The 22,926-nt window shown below is 66.7% G+C and carries 19 protein-coding genes; 15 read left to right on the top strand and 4 right to left on the bottom strand.

Translation table 11 applies throughout. The features are described from left to right. Positions 1 to 3: 3 nt before the first annotated feature. Positions 4 to 963, bottom strand: a complete 960-nt coding sequence (locus AC1Q7H_RS24160; RefSeq protein ID WP_013953689.1) for a LysR family transcriptional regulator — start codon at positions 961 to 963, stop codon at positions 4 to 6. A 120-nt stretch (positions 964 to 1,083) separates the two neighbouring features. Between AC1Q7H_RS24160 and AC1Q7H_RS24155 the strand changes: the two genes are divergently transcribed. Then, complete coding sequence (locus tag AC1Q7H_RS24155; protein WP_153953336.1) at positions 1,084 to 2,253, top strand: M20 aminoacylase family protein; 1,170 nt, start codon at positions 1,084 to 1,086, stop codon at positions 2,251 to 2,253. A gap of 66 nt (positions 2,254 to 2,319) precedes the next feature. Continuing rightward, positions 2,320 to 3,645, top strand: coding sequence for an MFS transporter (locus tag AC1Q7H_RS24150; protein ID WP_211982061.1), 1,326 nt, complete (start codon positions 2,320 to 2,322; stop codon positions 3,643 to 3,645). 183 nt (positions 3,646 to 3,828) lie between these two features. Here the strand turns inward: AC1Q7H_RS24150 and AC1Q7H_RS24145 are convergent, their stop codons facing one another. Together AC1Q7H_RS24145 and AC1Q7H_RS24140 are read right to left on the bottom strand one after the other, a co-directional pair. After that, on the bottom strand, positions 3,829 to 4,650 hold the full coding sequence (locus AC1Q7H_RS24145; protein ID WP_492378686.1) for an HpcH/HpaI aldolase/citrate lyase family protein: 822 nt from the start codon (positions 4,648 to 4,650) through the stop codon (positions 3,829 to 3,831). Positions 4,651 to 4,660: 10 nt separating this feature from the next. Then, entirely contained in the window at positions 4,661 to 5,833 is a 1,173-nt protein-coding gene (locus AC1Q7H_RS24140) for a CaiB/BaiF CoA transferase family protein (RefSeq protein WP_492381824.1), read from the bottom strand. A gap of 125 nt (positions 5,834 to 5,958) precedes the next feature. Here AC1Q7H_RS24140 and AC1Q7H_RS24135 point away from each other — a divergent pair, with 125 nt between their 5' ends. Together AC1Q7H_RS24135 and AC1Q7H_RS24130 are read left to right on the top strand one after the other, a co-directional pair. Continuing rightward, positions 5,959 to 6,939, top strand: coding sequence for a LysR substrate-binding domain-containing protein (locus tag AC1Q7H_RS24135; RefSeq protein WP_153953333.1), 981 nt, complete (start codon positions 5,959 to 5,961; stop codon positions 6,937 to 6,939). Positions 6,940 to 7,046: 107 nt separating this feature from the next. Further along, the gene (locus tag AC1Q7H_RS24130) at positions 7,047 to 8,030 is read left to right on the top strand and encodes a tripartite tricarboxylate transporter substrate binding protein (protein WP_153953332.1); all 984 of its coding nucleotides are present in this window, start codon (positions 7,047 to 7,049) and stop codon (positions 8,028 to 8,030) included. A gap of 379 nt (positions 8,031 to 8,409) precedes the next feature. On the opposite strand, the gene AC1Q7H_RS24125 is transcribed toward AC1Q7H_RS24130, so the two are convergent. Further along, entirely contained in the window at positions 8,410 to 8,973 is a 564-nt protein-coding gene (locus AC1Q7H_RS24125; protein WP_228772319.1) for a winged helix DNA-binding protein, read from the bottom strand. A 108-nt stretch (positions 8,974 to 9,081) separates the two neighbouring features. Between AC1Q7H_RS24125 and AC1Q7H_RS24120 the strand changes: the two genes are divergently transcribed. The 11 genes from AC1Q7H_RS24120 to AC1Q7H_RS24070 form a co-directional block, all read left to right on the top strand. Beyond that, positions 9,082 to 10,200: an LLM class flavin-dependent oxidoreductase gene (locus AC1Q7H_RS24120; RefSeq protein WP_153953330.1), complete on the top strand. Its 1,119-nt coding sequence runs from the start codon at positions 9,082 to 9,084 to the stop codon at positions 10,198 to 10,200. After that, entirely contained in the window at positions 10,187 to 10,714 is a 528-nt protein-coding gene (locus AC1Q7H_RS24115; RefSeq protein WP_013953698.1) for a flavin reductase family protein, read from the top strand. The genes AC1Q7H_RS24120 and AC1Q7H_RS24115 overlap by 14 nt, the downstream gene beginning before the upstream one ends. Before the next feature lie 26 nt (positions 10,715 to 10,740). Then, complete coding sequence (locus tag AC1Q7H_RS24110; protein ID WP_013953699.1) at positions 10,741 to 11,520, top strand: cyclase family protein; 780 nt, start codon at positions 10,741 to 10,743, stop codon at positions 11,518 to 11,520. A gap of 45 nt (positions 11,521 to 11,565) precedes the next feature. Then, positions 11,566 to 12,618 carry a porin gene (locus tag AC1Q7H_RS24105; RefSeq protein WP_153953329.1) on the top strand — a complete coding sequence of 351 codons (1,053 nt, stop codon included), beginning with the start codon at positions 11,566 to 11,568 and terminating at the stop codon, positions 12,616 to 12,618. A 189-nt stretch (positions 12,619 to 12,807) separates the two neighbouring features. Beyond that, entirely contained in the window at positions 12,808 to 14,145 is a 1,338-nt protein-coding gene (locus tag AC1Q7H_RS24100) for an MFS transporter (RefSeq protein WP_492381823.1), read from the top strand. 137 nt (positions 14,146 to 14,282) lie between these two features. Beyond that, positions 14,283 to 16,478, top strand: coding sequence for a thiamine pyrophosphate-dependent enzyme (locus tag AC1Q7H_RS24095; protein ID WP_492381822.1), 2,196 nt, complete (start codon positions 14,283 to 14,285; stop codon positions 16,476 to 16,478). 79 nt (positions 16,479 to 16,557) lie between these two features. Then, positions 16,558 to 18,018 carry an indolepyruvate oxidoreductase subunit beta family protein gene (locus AC1Q7H_RS24090; RefSeq protein ID WP_228772323.1) on the top strand — a complete coding sequence of 487 codons (1,461 nt, stop codon included), beginning with the start codon at positions 16,558 to 16,560 and terminating at the stop codon, positions 18,016 to 18,018. A gap of 28 nt (positions 18,019 to 18,046) precedes the next feature. Next, entirely contained in the window at positions 18,047 to 18,502 is a 456-nt protein-coding gene (locus tag AC1Q7H_RS24085) for an acyl-CoA thioesterase (protein ID WP_013953704.1), read from the top strand. A 62-nt stretch (positions 18,503 to 18,564) separates the two neighbouring features. After that, on the top strand, positions 18,565 to 20,886 hold the full coding sequence (locus AC1Q7H_RS24080) for a bifunctional salicylyl-CoA 5-hydroxylase/oxidoreductase (RefSeq protein ID WP_211979384.1): 2,322 nt from the start codon (positions 18,565 to 18,567) through the stop codon (positions 20,884 to 20,886). Positions 20,887 to 20,946: 60 nt separating this feature from the next. Continuing rightward, positions 20,947 to 22,071: a cupin domain-containing protein gene (locus AC1Q7H_RS24075; RefSeq protein WP_153953325.1), complete on the top strand. Its 1,125-nt coding sequence runs from the start codon at positions 20,947 to 20,949 to the stop codon at positions 22,069 to 22,071. 70 nt (positions 22,072 to 22,141) lie between these two features. Continuing rightward, positions 22,142 to 22,926: fumarylacetoacetate hydrolase family protein (locus tag AC1Q7H_RS24070; RefSeq protein WP_492381821.1), on the top strand; the 785-nt coding region annotated here is incomplete at its 3' end.

The following is a 22,926-nucleotide window of genomic DNA, read 5'->3' as shown; positions in this document are numbered from 1 at the left end:
CGGTCAGTACAGGACTTCCAGCTCGTCGAACAACTCACTGTCCTTCTGCGCCGCCGAGCGCGCGCGGCGCCGGATTTCCTGCAGCAGGCAGTCGGTGAAGCACTGCGCCGCAGGGCTGCGCACCGCGTTGTGGCGCGTGATGACGCCGAGCCGGCTGGTCTCGAACTGCTCGGCCAGCGCAAAGACGTGGACCCAGCCGCGCATCGACTCGGTCAGCAACAGCGGCCGCGGGCAATAGCTGATCATGCCGGCATTGCGGATCAACTCCAGCAGCAGCGCGGTGGAGTGCGCGCAATGCAGCCGCGCCGGGTCGATGCGGGCTTCATGCTGCCAGAACAGGTTGCGCATAAAGGACTCGTAGCTGGCCGCGGTGTAGTTGACGACCCAGTCCTGCTCCAGCAGTCCGTGCAGCGACCGCGCATCCGCGCACGGGTGCCCGCGCCGCGCGATCACACACGAGGTGTAGGCAAGCAGCGGCTCGCACTCGAATTCCTGCGTGGACATCGCCGCCGTGAACGGCCCCACGGCAAAGTCCAGCGTGCCTTCGCGTAAGCGGGGCAAGGCCACCGCGGTCAGGCCTTCGAAGATCTCCACCTGCACGCCCGGCATGCGTTCGCGAAAGCGCAGCAGCACGCGCGGCAGGAAGGTCAGCATGACCCAGGGCGTGACGCTGATGCTCAGCCGCCCCACCCCTTCGCCGCGCAGCGTGGCCAGTTCTTCACTGGCGCGGGCGAGCTGCCCGACCACCAGCCGGGCGTGGCCCAGCATGCGCTGCCCCGCCTCGGTCAGCGCCACGCCGCTGGCGGTACGCGACAGCAAGGGCAGCCGCGCCTCGCTTTCCAGCTCGCGCAGCGCCTTGGTGACCGCCGCCTGCGACAGCCCGACCAACCGGGCGGCGGCGCGGATACTGCCGGCGTCGGCAACGGCGACCAGCGCCTGGATCTGGTGGAGTTTCATCGTCATGGCGGTTCGAACTGGTGACAACCAATGGTTGTCAGGATAACAGTATTGCGGCTATCGGCACGCGCGGGCCCTGCATAAGATCGGCCCACGCAATCCCCCGACAAAGCCTCCGGAGACCCCATGCACCCCGATCCCGTCCTGCCCGGCATCCGCGCCATCGAAGCCGAGATGGTGGACCTGCGTCACCGCATCCACGCCTATCCCGAGCTCGGCTTCGAGGAATTCGCCACCAGCGACCTGGTGGCGGAGTGCCTGCAGGCCTGGGGCTATGCCGTGCATCGCGGCCTGGGCGGAACCGGCGTGGTAGGCACGCTGCGTCACGGCGAAGGCCGCGCCATCGGCCTGCGCGCCGACATGGATGCGCTGCCGATCCGCGAAGCCACGGGCCTGCCGTATGCCAGCAAGATCGATGGCAAGATGCATGCGTGCGGCCATGACGGCCACACCGCCACGCTGCTGGCCGCGGCCCGCTACCTGGCCGAGCACAAGCCTTTCCGCGGCACGCTGCACGTCATCTTCCAGCCGGCCGAGGAAGGCATGGGCGGCGCGCGCGAGATGATCCGGGACGGCCTGTTCCGCCTGTTCCCCTGCGATGCGGTGTTCGCGCTGCACAACATGCCCGGCCACCCGACCGGCAAGTTCGGCTTCCTGGGCGGGCCGTTCATGGCCTCGTCTGATACTGTCACGATCCGCGTCACCGGACGCGGCGGCCACGGCGCGGTGCCGCAGCGGGCGGTCGATCCGGTGGTGGCCTGCGCGTCGATGGTGATGGCCTTGCAGTCGGTGGTGGCGCGCAATGTGAACCCGCTCGACATGGCCATCGTGACCGTCGGCGCGATCGAGGCCGGCAAGGCGCCCAACGTGATCCCCGAGAGCGCCGAGCTGCGCCTGTCGGTGCGCGCGCTGAAGGCCGAGGTGCGCGACCTGCTGCAGGCACGCATCACCGCGCTGGCGCATGCCCAGGCCGAAAGCTTCGGCGCCAGCGCCGAGGTCCACTACGACCGCCGCTACCCGGTGCTGGTCAACGACCCCGCCACGACCGAGATGGCGCGCGAGGTCGCGCGTGAATGGCTGGGCGAGGACGGCCTGATCGACAACATGGTGCCGCTGACCGGCAGCGAGGATTTCTCTTTCATGCTCCAGGAATGCCCGGGCTGCTACCTGATCGTCGGCAATGGCGATGGCGAGGGCGGCTGCATGGTGCACAACCCCGGCTACGACTTCAACGACGCCTGCCTGCCGCTTGCGGCCACCTACTGGATCAAGCTGGTCGAGCGCTACCTGCGCTGAGCCACGCTCCGCCGTCGACAATGACCGGCCCCAAGGCCGGCGCCACCCCACCCACGGAGACACCGAATGCCCACTTCCCTGCCCGCGCAGCCGCTGGACGGCGCTTATGCCGCGCCCCCGGCCAGCCGCGCCGCACCGCGCCGTGGCGTGATCGCAGCCATCACCATTGGCAACGGCCTGGAGTTCTACGATTTCACCGTCTACAGCTTCTTCGCGGTACTGATTGGCAAGCTGTTCTTTCCCGTGACCGGCAGCTTCGGCCAGCTGATGCTGTCGCTGGCCACGTTTGGCGTGGGCTTTGTCGCGCGCCCGCTCGGTGGCCTGCTGATCGGGCTCTATGCGGACCGCGTGGGGCGCAAGCCGGCCATGGCGCTGACGCTGTGGCTGATGGGGCTGGGCTCGCTGCTGTTCGTGGTCACGCCCACCTATGCGCAGTCCGGGCTGGCCGCGCCGCTGCTGATCGTGCTGGCGCGGCTGCTGCAGGGCTTTGCGCTGGGCGGCGAGGTCGGGGCCTCCACGGCGCTGCTGATGGAGTACGCCGACGACCATTCCCGCGGCTACTACGGCAGCTGGCAGCTGTTCAGCCAGGGCGTGAGCGTGCTGCTGGGGGCGGTGGTCGGGCTGTCGCTGACCAACGGGCTCTCGCCTGACGCCCTGCAAAGCTGGGGCTGGCGCGTGCCGTTCGCCATCGGCATCCTGGTGATCCCGCTCGGCCTCTATATCCGCCGTCACCTGGAAGAAACCGCCGAAGCGCCGGCCGCCGGCGCGCCGGGCCATGAACGTGCAGGCCTGACTGAAATCTTCCGCGGACACGGCCGCGTGGTGGTGGCCGGCGTGCTGGTGACCATCGGCGGCACCTCCGCCACCTATATCGTGCTGCACTACATGACCAGCTACGCGGTGACGGTGCTGAAGATCCCGCTCGGGCTCAGCATGGCCGCCGGCTGCGTCGCCGCGCTGGTGCAGGTGGGGCTGTCCGCGTATGCCGGCAGGCTGTCCGACCGCATCGGCCGCAAGCCCGCCATCCTGTGGTCGCGCGTGGCGATGCTGGTGCTGGTCTACCCCGCCTTCCTGCTGCTCAACGCACGGCCGTCGCTCGGCACGCTGCTGGCCGTGGTCGCGATGCTGGCCCTGCCGCTGGTGCTGAACGTGGTGCCGTCCGTGGTGCTGATCACCGAGCTGTTCCCGCGCCGCATCCGCGCCAGCGGATTGTCGGTAGTCTATTGCATCGGCGTGCTGGTGTTCGGCGGCTTCGCGCAGCTGATCGCCACCTGGCTGATCGAACTGACCGGCAACGCCAGCGCCCCGGCGCTGTATGTGATCGGCTGCGGCCTGATTTCGCTGGTCGGGCTGGCGATGGTGCCGGAGACGGCGGGCAAGCGGCTGGACTGACGGTGGCGGACTAGTGTCCTGTTCCGCAGATAGCTTGCCAAAATGAAATCGTCCAGTTGGCTGTCAGGCTAGGCGCGAGGAGGCGCCATAGCCATAGCTATGGCAACGACGAGCAACGACGAGCAACGACGCATGGCGGCCAACTGGGCGATTTCATGGCAAGGTATCTGCGGATACAGGACACTAAGCGCCGGACAAGATCCGGCGCGCGCGCTCCAGCACCGGACGGTCCACCATCTTGCCGTCCACCGCCACCGCGGCGCCATCGGCAGCGGCGGCCGCGGCCATGACACGCACGGCCCAGTGCCGTTCATCGGCCGACGGCACCAGGCCGTCGTGCACGCCGCGGACCTGGCCCGGGTGGATCAGCAGCTTGGCGCCAAAGCCGAAGGCCCGGGCGCGGCGCGTTTCCGCGGCAAGTGCGGCGTCATCGCCGATTGCGGTGCAAACGCCATCCACGGGCGCGGGCAAACCCGCCGCGCGGGAATGAAGCACCAGCCGGCTGCGAAAGTGGTGCAACGCTTCGCCGTCGTCCTGCACGTCGAGATCGAACATCAGATCGATGCTGCCGAACAGCAGCCGGACCACGCCGCCGGCACGGGCCAGCTCGCGTAAGCCGGCAAAGCCGGCGGCGTTCTCGACCAGCGGGAAACAGCGCACACCGGGCAATGCCGCAGCCAGCGCATGGACGCCGGCCGGATCAGCCTTCGGCAGCACGATTTCCGAGACACCCTGCGCGCGGCACCAGGCGAGATCGTCTTCGTAGTACGCGGTATCGGCCCCGTTGATGCGCACCAGCATGGCGACGCCGGCTGCCGATGCCTGCGCGCAAAGCGCCGCCCATGGGGCGCCAAGTCCGTCGCGGGCCTGCCCCTTGTCGGCGGGCGCGACCGCATCCTCGAAGTCGACGATGACGGCATCGGCGCCGGAGACTATCGCCTTGGCGATGCGCTCCGGACGCGAGGCCGGGACAAACAGGTAGCTGCGCGGATTGGCGATCGGCATGGCGCTCCTTTCAGACTGCGCTGGCTGAGCGCAACGCGGCAATCTGCGCCGCGGTCTGGCCCAGATCGGCGAGGATGGCATCGGTGTTTGCGCCGAGCGACGGAATCGGGTCCATGCGTGCCTCGGTCATGCCCGGCGGCAGCAACGCCGGCACGGGACCCACCGGCGTGTCGACCTGGCGCCAGCGCTGGCGCGCCGCCAGCTGGGGGTGATCCCATACGTCAGCGATGGTGTTGACGCGCGCATTGGCGATCCTGGCGGCCTCCAGCCGGTCGACCGCTTCGGCGGCGGTCAGGCCCGAGAAGCTGTCGACGATGCGCGCGCGCAGCGCCGCGCGGTTCTGGTTGCGCAGGCTGTTGCTGGCAAAGTCGGGATGCGTGGCGAGATCGGGTTCGCCCAGCACTGCCTCGCAGAACACGACCCACTCGCGCTCGTTCTGCAGTCCCAGCATCACGGTCTTGCCATCGCCGGTCGGAAACGGGCCATAGGGATAGATGGTGGCATGTGCCGCACCCGCGCGCGGCGGCGGCTCGGCGCCATCGAAGGCGTAGTAGAGCGGGAAGCCCATCCACTCCACCATCGATTCCAGCATCGAGATATCGATGCGCTTGCCGCGCCCGGTCTTGCCGCGTTCGAGCAGCGCGGCCAGGATATTGGTATAGGCATACATGCCGGCCGCAATATCGGCCACCGAGGCACCGGCCTTGACGCCGTCCTCCGGCGTGCCGGTCACGGAGACAAAGCCGGACTCGCTCTGGACCAGCAGGTCGTAGGCCTTCTTGTCGCGGTACGGGCCGTCGCTGCCATAGCCCGAGATATCGCACACGATCAGGCGCGGGTACTTTTCGCTCAGGCTGTCGAAGTCCAGGCCCAGGCGCGCGGCCGCGCCGGGCGCGAGGTTCTGCACCAGCACGTCCGCGCGTTCGAGCAGTCCGGCCAGCACGGGGGCGGCCGCGGCGTGCTTGACGTCGAGCGTGAGGCTCTCCTTGGAGCGGTTGGTCCAGACGAAGTGCGAAGACAAGCCGCGCACGCGCGTGTCGTAGGCGCGGGCAAAGTCGCCGCTGCCAGGCCGCTCGATCTTGATGATGCGCGCGCCCAGGTCCGCCAGCTGGCGGGTACAGAACGGGGCCGCGATCGCCTGCTCCAGGGAAACGACGGTGATGCCTTCGAGGGGATGGGGCATGGTGGTATCCGGTTTTGCGCAATGTCCTGACGGCAATCTACCGGAGCGCGCCGCACCTGGGAAATACCGATTGCCGAGGGGATCATAAGTAAAATGAATACTTTGGAATTCTCCCGGAGCCTGCCTTGGACCTGCGCGCCATGCGCTATTTCATCGCCATCGTCGACCAGGGCAGCCTGACGCGGGCAGCCGAAGTGGTCTGCGTGGCGCAGCCCGCACTCAGCCAGCAGCTGGCGGCGCTGGAAAAAGAGCTGGGCGTGCCGCTGGTCCACCGCGGCGCCATGGGCGTCAGGCCCACGGAAGCCGGCCGCACGCTCTATCGCCACGCCCGCAATATCCTGCGGCAGGTGGAGATCGCAGGCGCCGAGGCCCGGGTGGCGGGCACGGATGTCACCGGCATGGTTGCCATCGGCCTGCCCACCACGGCGGCAGCGGCATTCGGCATGCCGCTGATCCGCGCCGTGCGCGCCCGCTATCCGCAAATCCGGCTGCAGCTGTTCGAGAGCATGAGCGGTTATATCTCGGAGCTGCTGGACCACAACCGGCTGGACTTCGCCATCCTGTTCCGCGATGTGCCGTCGCGCGCGGTGGAACTGGAGCGGCTGGCGAGCGAATCGCTATACCTGGTCGGAACGCTTCCCGTGACGCGCGGGCGCACAAAGGCGCAAGCGAAGCCTCGGGCGCAGGCCGGTGCGGAAGGCGCTACGGTCGCGATCAAGGCATTGGGCGAGCTGCCACTCGTGCTGCCAAGCGGCTCGCAGGGCCTGCGCGAAGTGGTCGAGCTTGCCTTCGCGCAGGCCGGCGTGCCGCTGAACGTGGTGGCCGACCTGGATTCGCTGCCCTTCCTGCTAGCGACCGCGCGCGAGGGCCTGGCCTGCACCATCCTTCCCGCGTCGTCGCTGTCCGACGCGGACAGCGAAGTGCCGCGGCACCTGATCGTGCCGGAACTGCGCCGCACGCTGTCGCTGTGCTGGCCACGCGCGCTGCCGCGCACCAGCGCGGCCGAGGCCGTGGCGGAGGTGCTGCGCGAACTGGTGGCCGAACGCATTGCGGCGGGCGGGTCGCTCAAGCCGCCGCTCATTCCGCCGCCTGCAGCCGATCAATAAAACTTATGCCCGTAGTCGGCGATTGAATTTCACGCCGGCGCAGCAGTCGGCTAGAGTTGCCACCAGCCTGGGCCGGCATTCACGGCCCCGCAACTCCAGGAGACACCATGCAACGCACCCGCCGCGCCCTGGCAGCCGCCGCTGCCCTGGCCGCCTGCCTGCCGCTGTTCAGCGCCAGGGCCCTCGCCGCCGATCCCTATCCGTCCAAGCCCATCCAGATGATCGTGCCGCAGGCGCCGGGCGGCACCAACGATATCGTCGCGCGCCTGGTCGCCGCGACCCTGTCGCAACGGCTCGGCCAGCAGGTGGTGGTGGAAAACCGCCCGGGCGCCGGCGGCAATATCGGCACCCAGGCAGCGGCCCGCACCGCCCCGGACGGCTACACGCTGCTGATGACCATCAGCAGCACGCAGGCCATCAACCCGTCACTGTACCGCAGCATCCCGTTCGACCCGGTCAAGGATTTCGAGCCGATCGCCCCGGTGGCGAGCGTGCCGAACGTGCTGGTGGCCAATCCCGCCTTCCCCGCCAAGTCGCTGCCCGAACTGATCGCGATGGCCAAGGCTAGCCCGGACTACTACCGCTATGCCTCCGCCGGCAATGGCACGCTGAACCACCTGCTGGGCGAGATGCTCAACAGCATGGCCGGCATCAAGCTCGAACACGTGCCCTACAAGGGCGTCGCGCCAGCGCTGAACGATGTGCTGGGCAACCAGGTGCCGCTGGCCTTCGCCAGCCTGCCGTCAGTGCTGGCCCATATCAAGGCGGGCAAGGTGCGCGCGCTCGGCGTCAGCTCCGCCAAGCGCTCGCCGTTCGCGCCGGACATTCCCGCGATCAGCGAAACCGTGCCCGGCTATAGCGGCGACCTCTGGGTCGGCCTGTTCGCGGTCAAGGGCACGCCGAAGGACGTGACGCAAAAGCTTGGCCAGGCCATGCAGGAGATCCTGGCGGACAAGACCCTGCGCGACAAGCTAGCGGCACAGGGCGCCGAAGTCATGACGGGCACGCCGCAGCAGTTCAGCAAGATGCTGGCGTCCGACATGGACAAGTGGGCCCGCATCGTGAAGGCATCGGGCGCGCAGGTGGACTGAGCGCAAAAGCACCCAGGCGGCACGCCAGCGGGCATGCCGCCACTCCCGCACACCCCCACCCTATCGGGCAACGAGCGCCGCCAGGTCCAGCCCCCCGCCGGTCGCGAAATTATTGCGACAAGACCCCTTCCAGCAGCTTTCCTCAACAGGTAGTTCCTACCTTCGGCTAATCGTCGGGCCAGACAGCTCCCATGACGGCGAGCCGCCAGGGCCATCCCACTTGGTGTTTTCCCTAGGGCAAAAAGCCTTGGCGAAGCCCGCGGCAGTGCGCTACATTTGAATCAAATAAATCTTTTATTTGATTATTTATTCGATGCGCGCGATACGTCACGCGCCACCAGGAGACAGCGCCCCCGATGAGTTTCCAAAACCACTCTTTCTAGCGACGGCGGTGATAGGTTGCGATTTCGCGCGTCGCGATCTCGTAGACCTTTTCCAGTTGTTCCAGCTGTCCGGCCGCCTTTAGGGCGCCGGATTTAGGGCCGAATTCGCCTTGCGCGGTCTCGAGCAATGTCTCGCGCCGCAAGCGGGCGAATTCGTCGCACACCCTTATGCCTTCGTCAGTGGCGAAGTAGTAAATGCCCGTGCGTGCGCTGCCGTATTTGTCGACCAGTTCGGCCTTGAGCAGCTTGCGCAACTCATATTGCATGTTGGGCACATCCTGGCGATTGGTCATGTGCAGCAGGTCCTTGATGGTCTTGGGCCGTTCGTGCATCCGGATGATGTGCAGCAGGGTATTTTCCTGCCCGCTCAGCGTAATACCGGTCACGGCAGCCAGGCATTCGGACTGCCACCGCAGGAACGACTGATAAACCCGCATGACGGCGTATTCGAGGTCGGTGATCTCGACGCTGAAATCATCCGTCGCCAGGTGCCAGCGATGTTGCTCGGCAGTGCGGTCGATTTTCGCGGATGGCGTGGAGTTACTCGAGGTCTTGGGCATTGTCAGCTCGACGCACGTTGCGTGCGTGGGTTTATCAGGGCAGTACGGGCGCCGCATTATCCGTGTGCGGCGCCTGCTTCAGGGATTCTACTTGGCCGGGAGATACGCATGAGAAAAATTCTGAACACGAAGGACTTTGTACTGGGCACGTTTGCGACCAATTGCTCGGGTGGCATGTCGGTAACCAAGATCGGCGAGCGCTGGGACAACTCGTGGGAAAACAACGCGAAGCTGGCCCGGATGCTGGACGACGCCGGTATCGACTTCATGCTGCCGATCGCGCGCTGGATCGGCTACGGCGGCGAGACCGACTTCCACGGCTCGGTGCTGGAAACGATCACGTGGGCTGCCGGGTTGCTGGCGCAGACCAAGAACCTGACGGTATTCGCGACCATCCACACCGCGGCCAACCACCCGGCGGTGGTGGCCAAGCAGATCGCGACGCTGGACCAGATCGGCCAGGGCCGCGCGGGCCTGAACATCGTGGCGGGCTGGAACCGCCCCGAGTACGAAGCCCTGGGCCTGCCGCTGGCCGCCGGCCACGACAAGCGCTACAGCTATGCGCAGGAGTGGTTCGACGTCATCAAGCAGATCTGGGAGCGCGACGGCGCCTTCAACTATGACGGCGAGAATTTCCACCTGAAGGGCATCTACGGCCTGCCCAAGCCGTGGCACGGCGAGCGCCCGCCGATCCTGAACGCCGCGGGTTCCGGCGAAGGCCGCGACTTCGCCATCCAGAACGCCAACTTCCTGTTCACGCCGGCGATCGACCTCGCGCGTTCCAAAGTGGAAGTGGCCGAGCTGAAAGCCAAGGCCCGTGCGGCAGACAAGCCAGTGCAAGTGCTGACCTTCTCGCACGTGGTGTGCCGCCCGACCGAGCAGGAAGCGCGCGACTATCTGCGCCACTTTGCGCAGGACAACGCCGACTGGGCCGCGGTGGACAACCTGGTGGCGCTGCAGTTTGCCAACGCGCAGTCGTTCCCGCACGACCTGCTGGCACTGATCCGCGACCGCATGGCGGCCGGCCACGGCGGCTTCCCGCTGGTGGGCACGCCCGAGCAGGTGGCCGACGGCATCTGCGCGCTGGCCGAAGCCGGCTTCAAGGGCACCACGCTGTCGTTCGTCGACTACGTGAAGGAGTTCCCGTACTTCCGCGACACGGTACTGCCGATCCTGGAGGCACGCGGCCTGCGCCAGCCCGGAGGGTCGAAAAATGGCGGCCAGTAAGCACGACCCGCTGGCTGCGCTGCAGCAGCAGTTCAAGCAGGCGATGCGTGGCTTCGCCGGCGCGGTGACCGTGGTGACGGTGGCCGAAGGCGAAGAGCGCAGCGGCTTCACCGCGACCTCCGTGTCGTCGTTCTCGGCCGAGCCGCCGATGGTGGTGGCGTCGATGAAGGCGACCAGCTCGTCGGCCGGGCTGCTGCAGAGCACGCGGCGCTTCGGCGTGAACCTGCTGCGCGTGGAGCAGCAGGCGATCGCGCAGCGCTTCACCGGCTTTGGCGGCGAGGCCGGCGCCGCGCGCTACGGCGGCGACGCCTGGACCCAGCTCACCCGCGACGGCGCCCCGGTGCTGGCCGATGCCGTGGTGGCCATGGATTGCGAGGCGGAGGAACTGCTGGAGCGCCACGGGCACATCCTGATCATCGGGCGGGTGCGGGCGGTACACGTGGCCGAGCAGGCCCCGGCGCCGCTGCTCTACTGGCAGGGGCGGTACACGCGGCTGGCACACGCGTCGGCCTGACACGGCGCACACAACAAGGAGACACCATGAGCAACACCGTGCAACAGCTTGCCGCGGACCTTTCCAGCGGCAAGGCAAAGATTATCGACCTGACTCAGACCCTGTCGCCGGACTTCCCCGCGCTGGTGCTGCCCCCCGAATTCGGGCAGGTGTGGGCGTTCAAGATGGAGCGCATCAGCCAGTATGACGACAAGGGACCGGGCTGGTACTGGAACAACTTCTCCTGCGGCGAGCATACCGGCACGCATTTCGACGCGCCGGTGCACTGGATCTCGGGCAAGGACCACGCCAACAACACCGTGGACACCATCGACCCGGCCAACTTCATTGCCCCCGCGGTAGTGGTCGATGCCAGCGCTGAAGTGGCGCAGAACCCCGACTGGGTGCTGACGGTGTCGCACCTGCAGCGCTGGGAAGCCGAACACGGCCGCATTCCCGCCGGTGCCTGGGTGCTGCTGCGCACCGACTGGAGCAAGAAGACCGACCCCGCCGAGTTCCTCGGCCTGCGCGAGGACGGTGCCCATACTCCCGGCCCGGAACAGGCTGCGGTCGAATGGCTGATCCATGAGCGCAACGTCCACGGCTTCGGCGTCGAAACCATCAACACCGATGCCGGCCAGTCGTACGCGTGGCCGCTGCCATACCCGTGCCACACGCTGACGCACGGCGCGAACAAGTACGGCCTGCAATGCCTGAAGAACCTGGACCAGTTGCCGCCTACCGGCGCGTTGATCGTGGCGGCACCGCTGAAGATCCAGAACGGGTCGGGCAGTCCGTTGCGGGTACTGGCGATCACGGCCACCTGACAGGCCGCGGACGTCCACAAAAGAAGAGAGAGGAAGAGAAGACAAATGAAGCACCAACGCAGGATCCTGGCCGCCGCGGCGGCCGCCGGCAGCCTCGCCTCCGGCGCCGCACATGCCCAGAGCGCCGTGCAGCTTTACGGCACCATCGACGCCTTTGCCGGCTCCGTGCGCGCCAGTGGCGATGCGCACAGCACTGCGGTCGTCGACAGTTCCGGCCTGACCACCTCGTACTGGGGCATTGGCGGGCAGGAAGCGCTCGGCAACGGCCTGAACGCCGAGTTCACGCTGGAGAGCTTTTTCCGCACGGACAATGGCAAGGTCGGCCGCTTCGACGGCGACGTCATGTTCGGGCGCAATGCCTATGTTGGCCTGAACGGAAGTTTCGGCGCGATCAAGCTCGGCCGCAACACCACGCCGTGGTTCGTGTCGATGTTGCTGTTCAACCCGGTGGCGGATTCGGCCGTGTTCTCGCCGATGTTCCTGCATGCCTACACCACGCCGCCTGGCTCGCCGGTCGGCAACTCGGTCGCAGGTGACACCGCCTGGGACAACTCAGTGCTGTACCAGAGCCCCGGTTTCGGCGGGCTGCGCTTCAATGCGATCTACTCGACCGGCGAGAGCGCCGGCCACCAGGGCAAGCAGAACTACGGCGGCAATGCCACCTACTTCAACGGCAACTTTGGCGCCACGCTGGCGGTGCAGCGGGCGGGGGTCAATGCGCCGGAATTCGCGGCCAGCGGCGCCAGCTACCAGATGGCCTACCTGGCCGGCCTGTCCTATGACTTCAAGGTGGTCAAGCTGTTCGGCCAGTACGCGCAGTCGGACAACAGCTTCAGCGCGCTGAGCCGCCAGCGCAACCGCACCATGCAGGTGGGCGCGAGCGCGCCGCTGGGACCGGGCTCGCTGATGGCAACGTGGGTGCGTACCTGGCAGGGCGGCAACGAGACGCTGGGCTCGGCCCGCCGCGATACCACCACGCTGGCCTACGACTACCCGTTCTCCAAGCGCACTGATCTTTATGCCGCCTGGCGCTATGACAAGGTGACCGACCTGAATCCGGGCAACACCTTCGGGCTGGGCCTGCGCCACAAGTTCTAGCAGGAGCCCGGCGCCTCCCTTCGAGGCGCCGATCAGATTTTCTTGGTCGCCCAAAAAAAATATTTCCACAATCATATGTTTATGCCTAAACTATGTGGAACGGCAACGAGCGCGTGGCGACGATCGCGCGAAACAGGTTCCCTGGCGGCTTCTCCGGTTCACCATCCGCCACCCATCAGGAGACAGACAATGACCCCAGCTGGCACCGCTCAGCCCTGGCGCCCCGCTTCTCGCGCGACCTATACCGTACTTTTCGTATGCTTCCTTGCGATTCTCTTTGAAGGCTATGACGTCGGCGTCATGGGAGCGGTACTGCCCACACTTGCCGACGACCGCAACTGGAACCTGACGCCGCTGGAACTCGGTGCCCTCAGCAGCTATGCCCTGGTCGGCATGTTCTTTGGCGCCTTCCTGATCGGCACGCTGAGCGAGATGATCGGCCGCCGCCGCATGCTGCTGCTCTGCGTTTCCCTGTTCTCGCTGACCATGCTGGGGGCGTCCTGTGCGCCGACGCCCGCCACCTTCGGCATCCTGCGATTCATCGGCGGGCTCGGCCTCGGTGGCGTCATTCCCGTCGCCGCCGCCCTGACCATCGAGTACTCCCCGCCGCACCGCCGCAGCTTCAACTATGGGCTCATGTACTCGGGGTATTCCGTGGGCATCCTTTGCGCCGCGCTCATTGCGATGTGGCTGTTGCCCAGTCTTGGCTGGCGTGGCGTGATTGGCCTGGGTGCCGTGCCCATGGTGTTGATACCGCTGATGGCGTGGCTGCTGCCCGAGTCGCTGGAGTACCTGGTGGGGCAAGGGCGAATCGATGAAGCGCAGGCATTGGCCGATCGCACTGGCAATGGCCGGCTGCCGTCACAAGCCCGGCCCGCCAACAGCGCCGCCCGCGCCACCTGGCGCGACGTGATGTCGAGCATGTTCGCCCGCAAGCAGCTACGTGCGACGGCGTGCTTCTGGATCGCACTGTTCTTCGGCTTGCTGCTGGTCTACGGCCTCAATACGTGGCTGCCGACCATCATGCGCAAGAATGGCTACGACCTCGGCTCCAGCCTTTCCTTCCTGGTTATCTTCAGCCTTGCTTCCGCGGTAGGCGGCCTCTTCCTGGGCAGCGCGGCCGACAGGATAGGCGCACGTGGCACCGTCGCGGTTTTCTACCTGATCGGCGCTCTCGCCATCGGCGCGCTGATGTTCCGCAACTCCGTTGCCGTCAACTACCTGCTGGTCGCACTGGCAGGCGTGGGCAGCGTCTCGGCATCCCTGATCCTTACGGGCTATCTGGCCGGCTACTACCCGGCACACGCACGGGCCGCGGCAACAGGATGGGCCCTGAGCTTCGCGCGCTTCGGCGCCATGAGCGGCCCGCTCGTCGGCGGCTACGTGGCCGGCTCAGGCCTGAGTTTCGGCTGGAACTTCATCACGTTCTCAATTGCCGGCCTTGCCGCTGCGCTGGCTGTGGCGCTGCTGCCATCGGCACGGCAACCAGTCATCGTGGCCCGCGCCGGCCAGCAAAGCAACGCATAGATGGCCTGAGGAGGGACTTCGGCTTCCACGGAAGCCGTCCCCGTGACCTCGAGCTCCGTGCATATATATGATTATGGAAATATTTCTGCTTAAACTATATTCGTCTCACCCCAACGTGAGCGTCAGGAAGAAAAGCCATGGCTGAGCGTTCGTTTGCCGAAGAAGTCAAGAAATTGCGCCTGGGTTCCGGCGACGTATTCAGCGGCGAGGGCATCCTCGCGGTCACGAAGGCGCTGCTGGAGTCCGGCGTCGCCTACGTCGCCGGCTACCAGGGCTCGCCGATCTCGCACCTGATGGACGTGCTGGCCGATGCGCAGGACATCCTTGCCGAGCATGGCATCCGCTTCGAGAACAGCGCGAGCGAAGCCACCGCGGCTGCATCGCTGGCGGCCTCGGTCAACTACCCGCTGCGCGGCGCGGTCACGTTCAAGGCCACCGTGGGCACCAACGTGGCATCGGACGCGCTGGCCAACCTGGCTTCGGGCGGGGTCACCGGCGGCGCGCTGATCATCGTCGGCGAAGACTACGGCGAAGGCTCCTCGATCATGCAGGAGCGCAGCCACGCGTTTGCGATGAAGTCGCAGATGTGGCTGCTCGATCCGCGCCCCAACCTGCCGTGCATCGTGCAGGCGGTGAAGGACGGTTTTGACTTGTCCGAGGCGTCCAATACTCCGGTGATGCTGCAGCTGCGTGTGCGCTCATGCCACGTACATGGCCAGTTCGTGGCCTCCGACAACCGCCGCTCGAAGTTCTCCATCCAGGACGCGCTCGAGAACCCTACGCGCGACCTCAGCCGCATCGTGCTGCCCCCGGCGAGCTTTGTGCACGAGCACGAGAAGATCAAGCAGCGCTGGCCCGCCGCCGTGAAGTTCATCGAGGAACGCCAGCTCAATGAATTCTTCCAGGGCGAGATGGACGACATCGGCATCGCCGTGCAGGGCGGCGGCTACAACACGCTGATCCGCGCACTGGAGCAGCTCGGCCTGGCCGATGTGTTCGGCGAGTCGAAGATCCCGCTGTACGTGATGAACGTGGCCTACCCGCTGATCGATTCGGAGTGGGAACGCTTCTGCGCGGGCAAGCGCGCGGTGCTGGTGCTGGAAGAAGGCCAGCCCAACTTTATCGAGCAGAACGCCGCCAACATCCTGCGCATGGCCGGCGCCACTGCCACACTGCATGGCAAGGACCTGCTGCCGCTGGCCGGCGAGTACAACACCGCGACCGTGCACAAGGGCCTGCGCGCTTTCCTCGAGCAGTACGGCAAGATCGAGCCGCTGCCGGAACCCAAGCCTGCACGCAAAGTGATCCCGCTGGTGCAGGCGCCGGCCGCCACCGTCGATGCCGTGGCTGCCGAAGTGCTGGAACCGCAGAAGCGGGTCGACGAGAGCGTGCATGCGCGCCCGCCCGGCTTCTGCACCGGCTGCCCGGAGCGCCCGATCTTCACCGCGATGAAGCTGGTCGAGCGCGAGATCGGCGAGCACCACGTGAGCGCCGACATCGGCTGCCACCTGTTCTCGATCCTGCCGCCGTTCAACCTGGGCAACACCACCATGGGCTACGGCCTGGGCAGCGCCAGCGCCGCGGCGCTGAACGCGCCCGGCGGCAAGCGCGCCATCTCCGTGATGGGCGATGGCGGCTTCTGGCACAACGGCCTGACCAGCGGCATCGCCAACGCAGTCTTCAACAAGAGCGACAACCTGACCATCGTGGTCGACAACAGCTACACCTCGGCCACCGGCGGGCAGGACATTCTGTCCTCGACCGCGCTGAACGACACCCGCAGCACCGGCCACGCCATCGAGGACGCGGTCAAGGGCGTGGGCGTCAAGTGGGTGCGCACCATCCGCCGCACCTATGACCTGAAGGCGATGAAGGCCACCCTCAAGGAAGCGCTGACCACCGGCGCCAAGGGCCCCAAGGTGCTGATCGCGCAGAGCGAATGCATGCTGAACAAGCAGCGCCGCGAGAAGCCGAAGACGCGCAAGGCGATCGCCGACGGCCAGCGCGTGGTGCGCGAGCGCTTTGGCGTGGATTCGGACACCTGCACCGGCGATCACTCGTGCATCCGCCTGTCCGGCTGCCCTTCGCTGACGATCAAGCCCAACCCGGACCCGCTGCGCACCGATCCGGTCGCCTCCGTGCTGGACAGCTGCGTGGGCTGTGGCCTGTGCGGCGAGGTCTCGCACGCGGCGGTGCTGTGCCCGTCCTTTTACCGTGCGCAGATCGTCACCAACCCGACCCGCATCGACAAGCTGCGCCAGCGCCTGCGCGACGGCGTGATCGGCTTCCTGCAGCGCCGCGATGCCGCGCGCCGCACCCGCCTTGCATTCTGAACACCAAGCCTGGAGAGGTTCAATCGTGAACGCACCCAACAACCTCAGTGCCAAGCCAATCAAGGTCGCCATCCTCGCCATGGGCGGCGAAGGCGGCGGCGTGCTGGCCGACTGGATCGTGGATCTGGGCGAGCACAACGGCTATATCGCGCAAACCACGTCGGTGCCCGGCGTGGCGCAGCGCACCGGCGCCACCATCTACTACGTCGAACTGTTCCCGCGCGACCTGGCCGAGCAGGCCGGCCGCCAGCCGGTGCTGGCGCTGATGCCCACCCCTGGCGATGTCGATGTGGTACTCGCCTCCGAGCTGATGGAAGCCGGCCGCGCCGTGCAGCGCGGGCTGGTGACGCCGGATCGCACAACGCTGGTGTCTTCCACCCACCGCGTGTACTCCATCGCAGAGAAATCCGCGATGGGCGATGGCCGCGTCGACAGCAATGAGCTGATCGCCCATGCCGGCAAGGCCGCCAAACGCTTTGTACGCTTCGACATGGCGCAGGCCGCCGAAGCCAGCGGCAGCGTCATCAGCGCCGTGCTGTTCGGCGCGCTGGCGGGCACCGGCGTGCTGCCGTTCAGCCGCGCGCAGTTCGAAGCCACCATCGAGCGCGGCGGCGTGGGCGTGAAGCCCAGCCTGCGCGCTTTTGGCGCGGCGTTCGCCACAGCCGAGGCCGCTGAGACGCCCCCCGCGGAAGCCGCAAAGCCGCTGGGCGAACTCAAGCCGCAGGATCCCGGGGTTGCCCAGTTGCTGCAGCGCGCGCGCACTGAACAACCGGCCGAGAACTGGCCCGTCGTGGTCGAAGGCGTGCGCCGCATGATCGACTACCAGGACGTGGCCTACGCCGGCCTGTACCTGGATCGGCTGGCTGCAGTGCGCCAGGCCGTCGGCAACGACGACATCGCGCTGCTGCGCGAAACCGCGCGCCACCTGGCGCTGTGGATGTCGTACGAAGACACCATTCGCGTGGCCGACCTCAAGACCCGCGACTCGCGCTTCGCGCGCGTGCGGGGCGAGGTGCGCGCCGGCGACAAGCAGTTGCTGGCGATCAACGAGTTCATGCACCCGCGCCTGGAAGAAATCTGCGAGACGCTGCCGGCCGGGCTCGGCCGCTGGCTGATGCAGCCGCATTTCGTGCACCGACTGGTGCGCCGCTTCACCACCTCGGGCCGCGTGGTCACGACCAGTTCGCTGCGGGGCTACCTGATGCTGTGGGCGGTCTCGCGCCTGCGCGGCATCCGTCGCAGCACGCTGCGCTATGCGCTGGAAACCGAGCGTATCGAAGGCTGGCTGGCCCAGGTGCTGGCCGCCGCGCGCCTCAACCCTGCGCTGGCGCTGGAAGTGGTGCAGTGCCAGCGGCTGGTGAAGGGTTACAGCGACACCCATGTGCGCGGCCTGACCAACTACCAGACCCTGATGAACGCCGTGGTGCGCGCCGGTGCCCGTCTGGCCCCGGCCACGCTGCGCGAGTTGCGCGAAGCCGCGCTGGCCGACGAGCACGGCAAGAAGCTGAAGGAAGCCCTCGCTCGCCACGCGCTGGCGTGATCACTCGCAAACCCAGGAACCGCAGACCATGAGCACTACGCATACCTTCCGGCGCCAGCACAAGATCCATTTCTCGGAATGCGACCCGGCCGGCATCGTCTTCTACCCGCAGTACTTCGTGCTGTTCAACGATCTCATCGAACGCTGGGTCGACACCCTGCTGCCGGACGGCTACCACGGCGTGATCGGCGCGCGCCGGCTGGGCATGCCGACCGTGCACCTGGAGGTGGACTTCAAGGCGATCAGCCGCTTTGGCGACCAGGTCTGGCTGGAGCTGGAAGTGGTGCGCCTGGGGGGCAAGTCGATCACGCTGGCCTGGCGCTGCACCGGCGCAGACGGCGAGCTGCGCATGGCGGCCACGCAGACCATCGTGATGACTTCGCTGGACACGCACCTGGCCATTCCGGTACCCGATGACCTGCGAGCCGCCATCGAACACGGCCCTGTCCCCGCAGACCGGTCTTTTCCCGAAATCACCGTCTGAATGCCGACGTACCCGCAGCGCGGGTGCCAAAGACTCCGGTAGTAACTTGATTGGAAGCAGCCATGAACATAGTATGTATCGGCGGTGGCCCCGCCGGCCTGTATTTCGGCCTGTTGATGAAACTCCAGGATCCCGCCAATAAAGTCGTGGTGGTCGAGCGCAACCGTCCCTATGACACCTTCGGCTGGGGCGTGGTGTTCTCCGACGCCACTATGGACAACCTGCGCGAGGCCGACCCGGTCTCGGCCGAGACCATCGGCGATGCGTTCAACCGCTGGGACGATGTCGAAGTCCACTTCAAGGGCCGCGCGGTGCGCAGCGGCGGCCACGGCTTCATCGGCATCGGCCGCAAGAAGCTGCTGAACATCTTGCAGGCGCGCTGCGAGGAAGTCGGTGTGGAACTGGTATTCGAGAACTACGTCGAGGACGACCAGGCCATCGCGCGCAAGTACAACGCCGACCTGATGCTGGCTTCCGACGGCCTCAACAGCGTGGTGCGCAAGCGCTATGCCGACACCTTCCGCCCCGATATCGACACGCGCAACTGCCGCTTTGTCTGGCTGGGCACGAAGAAGGTGTTCGACGCCTTCAACTTCATCTTCGTGCCGACCGAGCATGGCTGGTTCCAGGCACATGCCTACCGTTTCGAGGACGGCACGTCGACCTTCATCGTCGAGACCCCGGAAGAAACCTGGAAGGCCGCCGGCATCGACCAGATGAGCCAGGAAGAGGGCATCGCCTACTGCGAAAAGCTGTTCGCCCCGTACCTGGACGGCAACCCGCTGATCAGCAACGCCGGCCACCTGCGCGGCTCCGCGATCTGGATCCAGTTCCCGCGCGTGATCTGCGAGAAGTGGGTGCACTGGAACAGCCTGACCGACGCCAGCGGCCTGGAGAAGAAGGTGCCCGTGGTGTTGATGGGCGACGCCGCCCACACCGCGCACTTCTCGATCGGCTCCGGCACCAAGCTGGCGCTGGAAGATGCCATCGAGCTGGCGCGCACCCTCCGCAACACCGACGGCCCGCTGGAAGATGCACTGAAGCACTACGAAGCCGTGCGCTCGGTGGAAGTGCTCAAGATCCAGAACGCCGCGCGCAACTCGACCGAATGGTTCGAGAACGTCAGGCGCTATGAAGACCTGGAGCCCGAGCAGTTCGCGTACTCGCTGCTGACCCGCTCGCAGCGCATTTCGCACGAGAACCTGCGCGTGCGTGACAAGGCCTGGCTGGAAGGCTACGAGTCATGGCTGGCCGGACGCGCCGGCACGGATGCCACCGCCGTGCCGCCGATGCTGACGCCGTACACCGTGCGCGGCGTGGAACTGAAGAACCGCGTGGTGGTGTCGCCCACCGCCATGTATTCCTGCCAGGACGGCGTGCCGGGCAATTTCCACATGGTGCACCTGGGCAGCCGCGCACTGGGCGGTGCCGGCCTGGTGATGGTGGAAATGACGGCGGTGTCGCCGGACGGCCGCATCACTGAGGGTTGCCCGGGCCTGTGGAATGACCAGCAGGCGGCGGCATTCGCCAGCATCGTCGGCTTCGTGCATGAGCACACCAGCGCGCGCATCGGCGTGCAGATCGGCCACGCCGGCCGCCGTGGCTCGACGCAGCTGGGCTGGGAGCAGATGGACCACCCGCTGGCCGAGGGCAACTGGCCGCTGATCTCTGCCTCCGCGCTGCCGTACCTGCCGGGCGTTTCGCAGACGCCGCGCGCCATGACCCGCGCAGACATGGACCGCCTGCGCGATGACTTCGTTTCCGCCACCCGGCGTGCCGCCGGCGCGGGCTTTGACTGGCTGGAGCTGCAGGCCGGCCACGGCTACCTGCTGTCGAACTTCCTCTCGCCTGTGACCAACCAGCGCAGCGACGAATACGGCGGCTCGCTGGAAAACCGCATGGCCTTCCCGCTGGAAGTGCTGCGCGCGGTGCGCGCGGCCTGGCCGCAGGACAAGCCGGTGTCGGTGCGCATTTCCGCCACCGACTGGGTCGAAGGCGGCAACAGCGCCGACGACGCGGTGGCCATGGCGCGCCTATTCAAGGAGGCCGGCGCCGACATGATCGACTGCTCTTCCGGCGAAGTCACGCCGGCGCAGAAGCCGGTCTACGGCCGCATGTTCCAGACCCCGTTCGCCGACCGCGTGCGCAACGAGGCAGGCGTGCCGACCATCGCCGTGGGCGCGATCACCGAAGCCGACCACGTCAACGGGATCATCGCCTCGGGCCGCGCCGACCTGTGCGCGCTGTCGCGCCCGCACCTGGCCGATCCGGCCTGGCTGCTGCGCGAGAGCGCGCAACTGGGCTACCGCCGCGTGGAATGGCCCAAGCAGTACCTGTTCGCCAAGGATCAGCTGGAGCGCAGCATCAAGCGCGCGGCGGCCTGACGATGGCTCACCCCTCTCTCGTCCACGGGAGAGGGAGAAACCAGACCAAAGAGGAAGACGATGTCGAATACCTCGTATGACACCTACCGCGAGAACGTAGCCGGCCGCGCCGACGTGGAAGACACGCCCGAGCTGGTCGCCTACTACAAGGAGCTCGATGCGCTCAAGACCGGCGCGCTCTGGACCGTGGCCAACAAGATCGAGCCGTGGCAGCCGAAGTCAGAATCGGTGCCGGTGCTGTGGCGCTACCGCGACCTGCGTAATCACGTGCTGCGCTCGGTCGACCTGGTAACACCGGAGAAGGCCGGCCGCCGCGTGATCTACCTGAACAACCCGGGCCGCCAGGACGTTTCGGCGGCGGTGGGCTGGCTCTATTCGGGCCTGCAGGTGATGCATCCCGGCGAGGCCGCCTCAGCGCACGCTCACTCGTCGTCGGCGCTGCGCTTCATCATGGAAGGCAGCGGCGCCTACACCATCGTCGACGGCCACAAGATGACGCTGAACGCCAACGACTTCGTGCTCACGCCCAACGGCACCTGGCATGAGCATGGCGTGGCGGCCGAAGGCACCACCTGCATCTGGCAGGACGGCCTGGACATTCCGCTGGTCAATGCCATGGAGGCCGGCTTCTACGCTGTGCACCCTGACCTGCAGCAAGCTGTGACTCACCCGGTCGACGACATGCCGGCGATCTGGGGCGGCAAGGGCCTGCGCCCGCACGAAGGCAACTGGACCCAGCCGTATTCGCCGCTCTACAAGTACGAATGGGCGCCGACCTACGAAGCACTGGTGCGCCACAGCAAGGTCACCGGCGGCAGCCCGTTCGACGGCGTGCTGATGCACTACGTCAATCCGGTCACCGGCGGCCCGGTGATGCCGACCATCGGCGCCAGCATGCAGCTGCTGCGTCCGGGCGAAGCCACCAAGGCGCACCGCCACACCGGCAGCTTCATCTACCAGGTAGCCAAGGGCAGTGGCTACTCGGTCATCAACGGCCAGCGCTTCGACTGGACCGAGCGCGACATCTTCTGCGTGCCGTCGTGGGCCTTCCATGAGCACGCGAATGCGTCGGCCAGCGATGACGCCGTGCTGTTCTGCTTCAACGACCTGCCGGTGATGCATTCGCTCGGGCTTTATCGCGAGCAGGCGCTGGCGGAGAACGGCGGGCATCAGGTCGTCCTTTAAACCTCAGCAGTACCTGTTTTCCAAGTTATGCAGCCGCACCGATTGCGGCCTTTTCCGGAGTTATCAAACCATGCGTCTCGTAACCTATCGCGCTGAAGTCGCTGCCGCCGCCCGCCTGGGCGCCATCGTCGACGGCAATGTCGTTGACCTCGCCCGCTTCGGCGCCGCCGTCGGCGTGGACATTCCCTCCACCATGCTCGAGTTCATCGACCTGGGCCCCGAGGCAGTCCGCTCGACCAGCGCGCTGCTGAGCGAATATCGCGGCAAGCTCCCGTTCGGCGTGGCCGTGCCGGCTTCCAACGTCAAGCTGCTGGCGCCGATCCCGCGTCCGCGCAAGAACATCTGGGGCATCGGCCTGAACTACGTCGAGCACGTCGCTGAATCCAGCCGCAGCCTGGACACCTCGAAAGAGCTGCCCAAGGAGCCGGTGATCTTCTCCAAGCCGCCCACCACCGTGATCGGCCCGGGCGATGCCATCGAGCACAACAAGGAAATCACGCAGCAGATGGACTGGGAAGTCGAGCTGGCCGTCATCATCGGCACGCGCGGCAAGGGCGTGAAGGAAGCCGACGCGCTCAACTACGTGTTCGGCTACAGCGTGATGATCGACATCTCGGCACGCGACTGCCGCCGCGCCGGCCAGTGGATCTACTCCAAGGGCCAGGACACCTATGCCCCGTTCGGCCCGGTCCTCGTCACCGCCGACGAGATCCCCGACCCGCACACGCTGGACCTGTCGCTGACCGTCAACGGCGTGACCAAGCAGAGCTCCAACACCCGCCACATGCTGTTCAAGGTGCCGGCGCTGATCGCGGACATCAGCAAGGGCATGGCGCTGGAACCCGGCGACATCAT

Source organism: Cupriavidus sp. GW823-FHT06D04, from assembly GCF_058795055.1.
The sequence above is the reverse complement of the archived record's forward strand: the minus strand, read 5'-3'. Positions and strand labels throughout refer to the sequence as shown.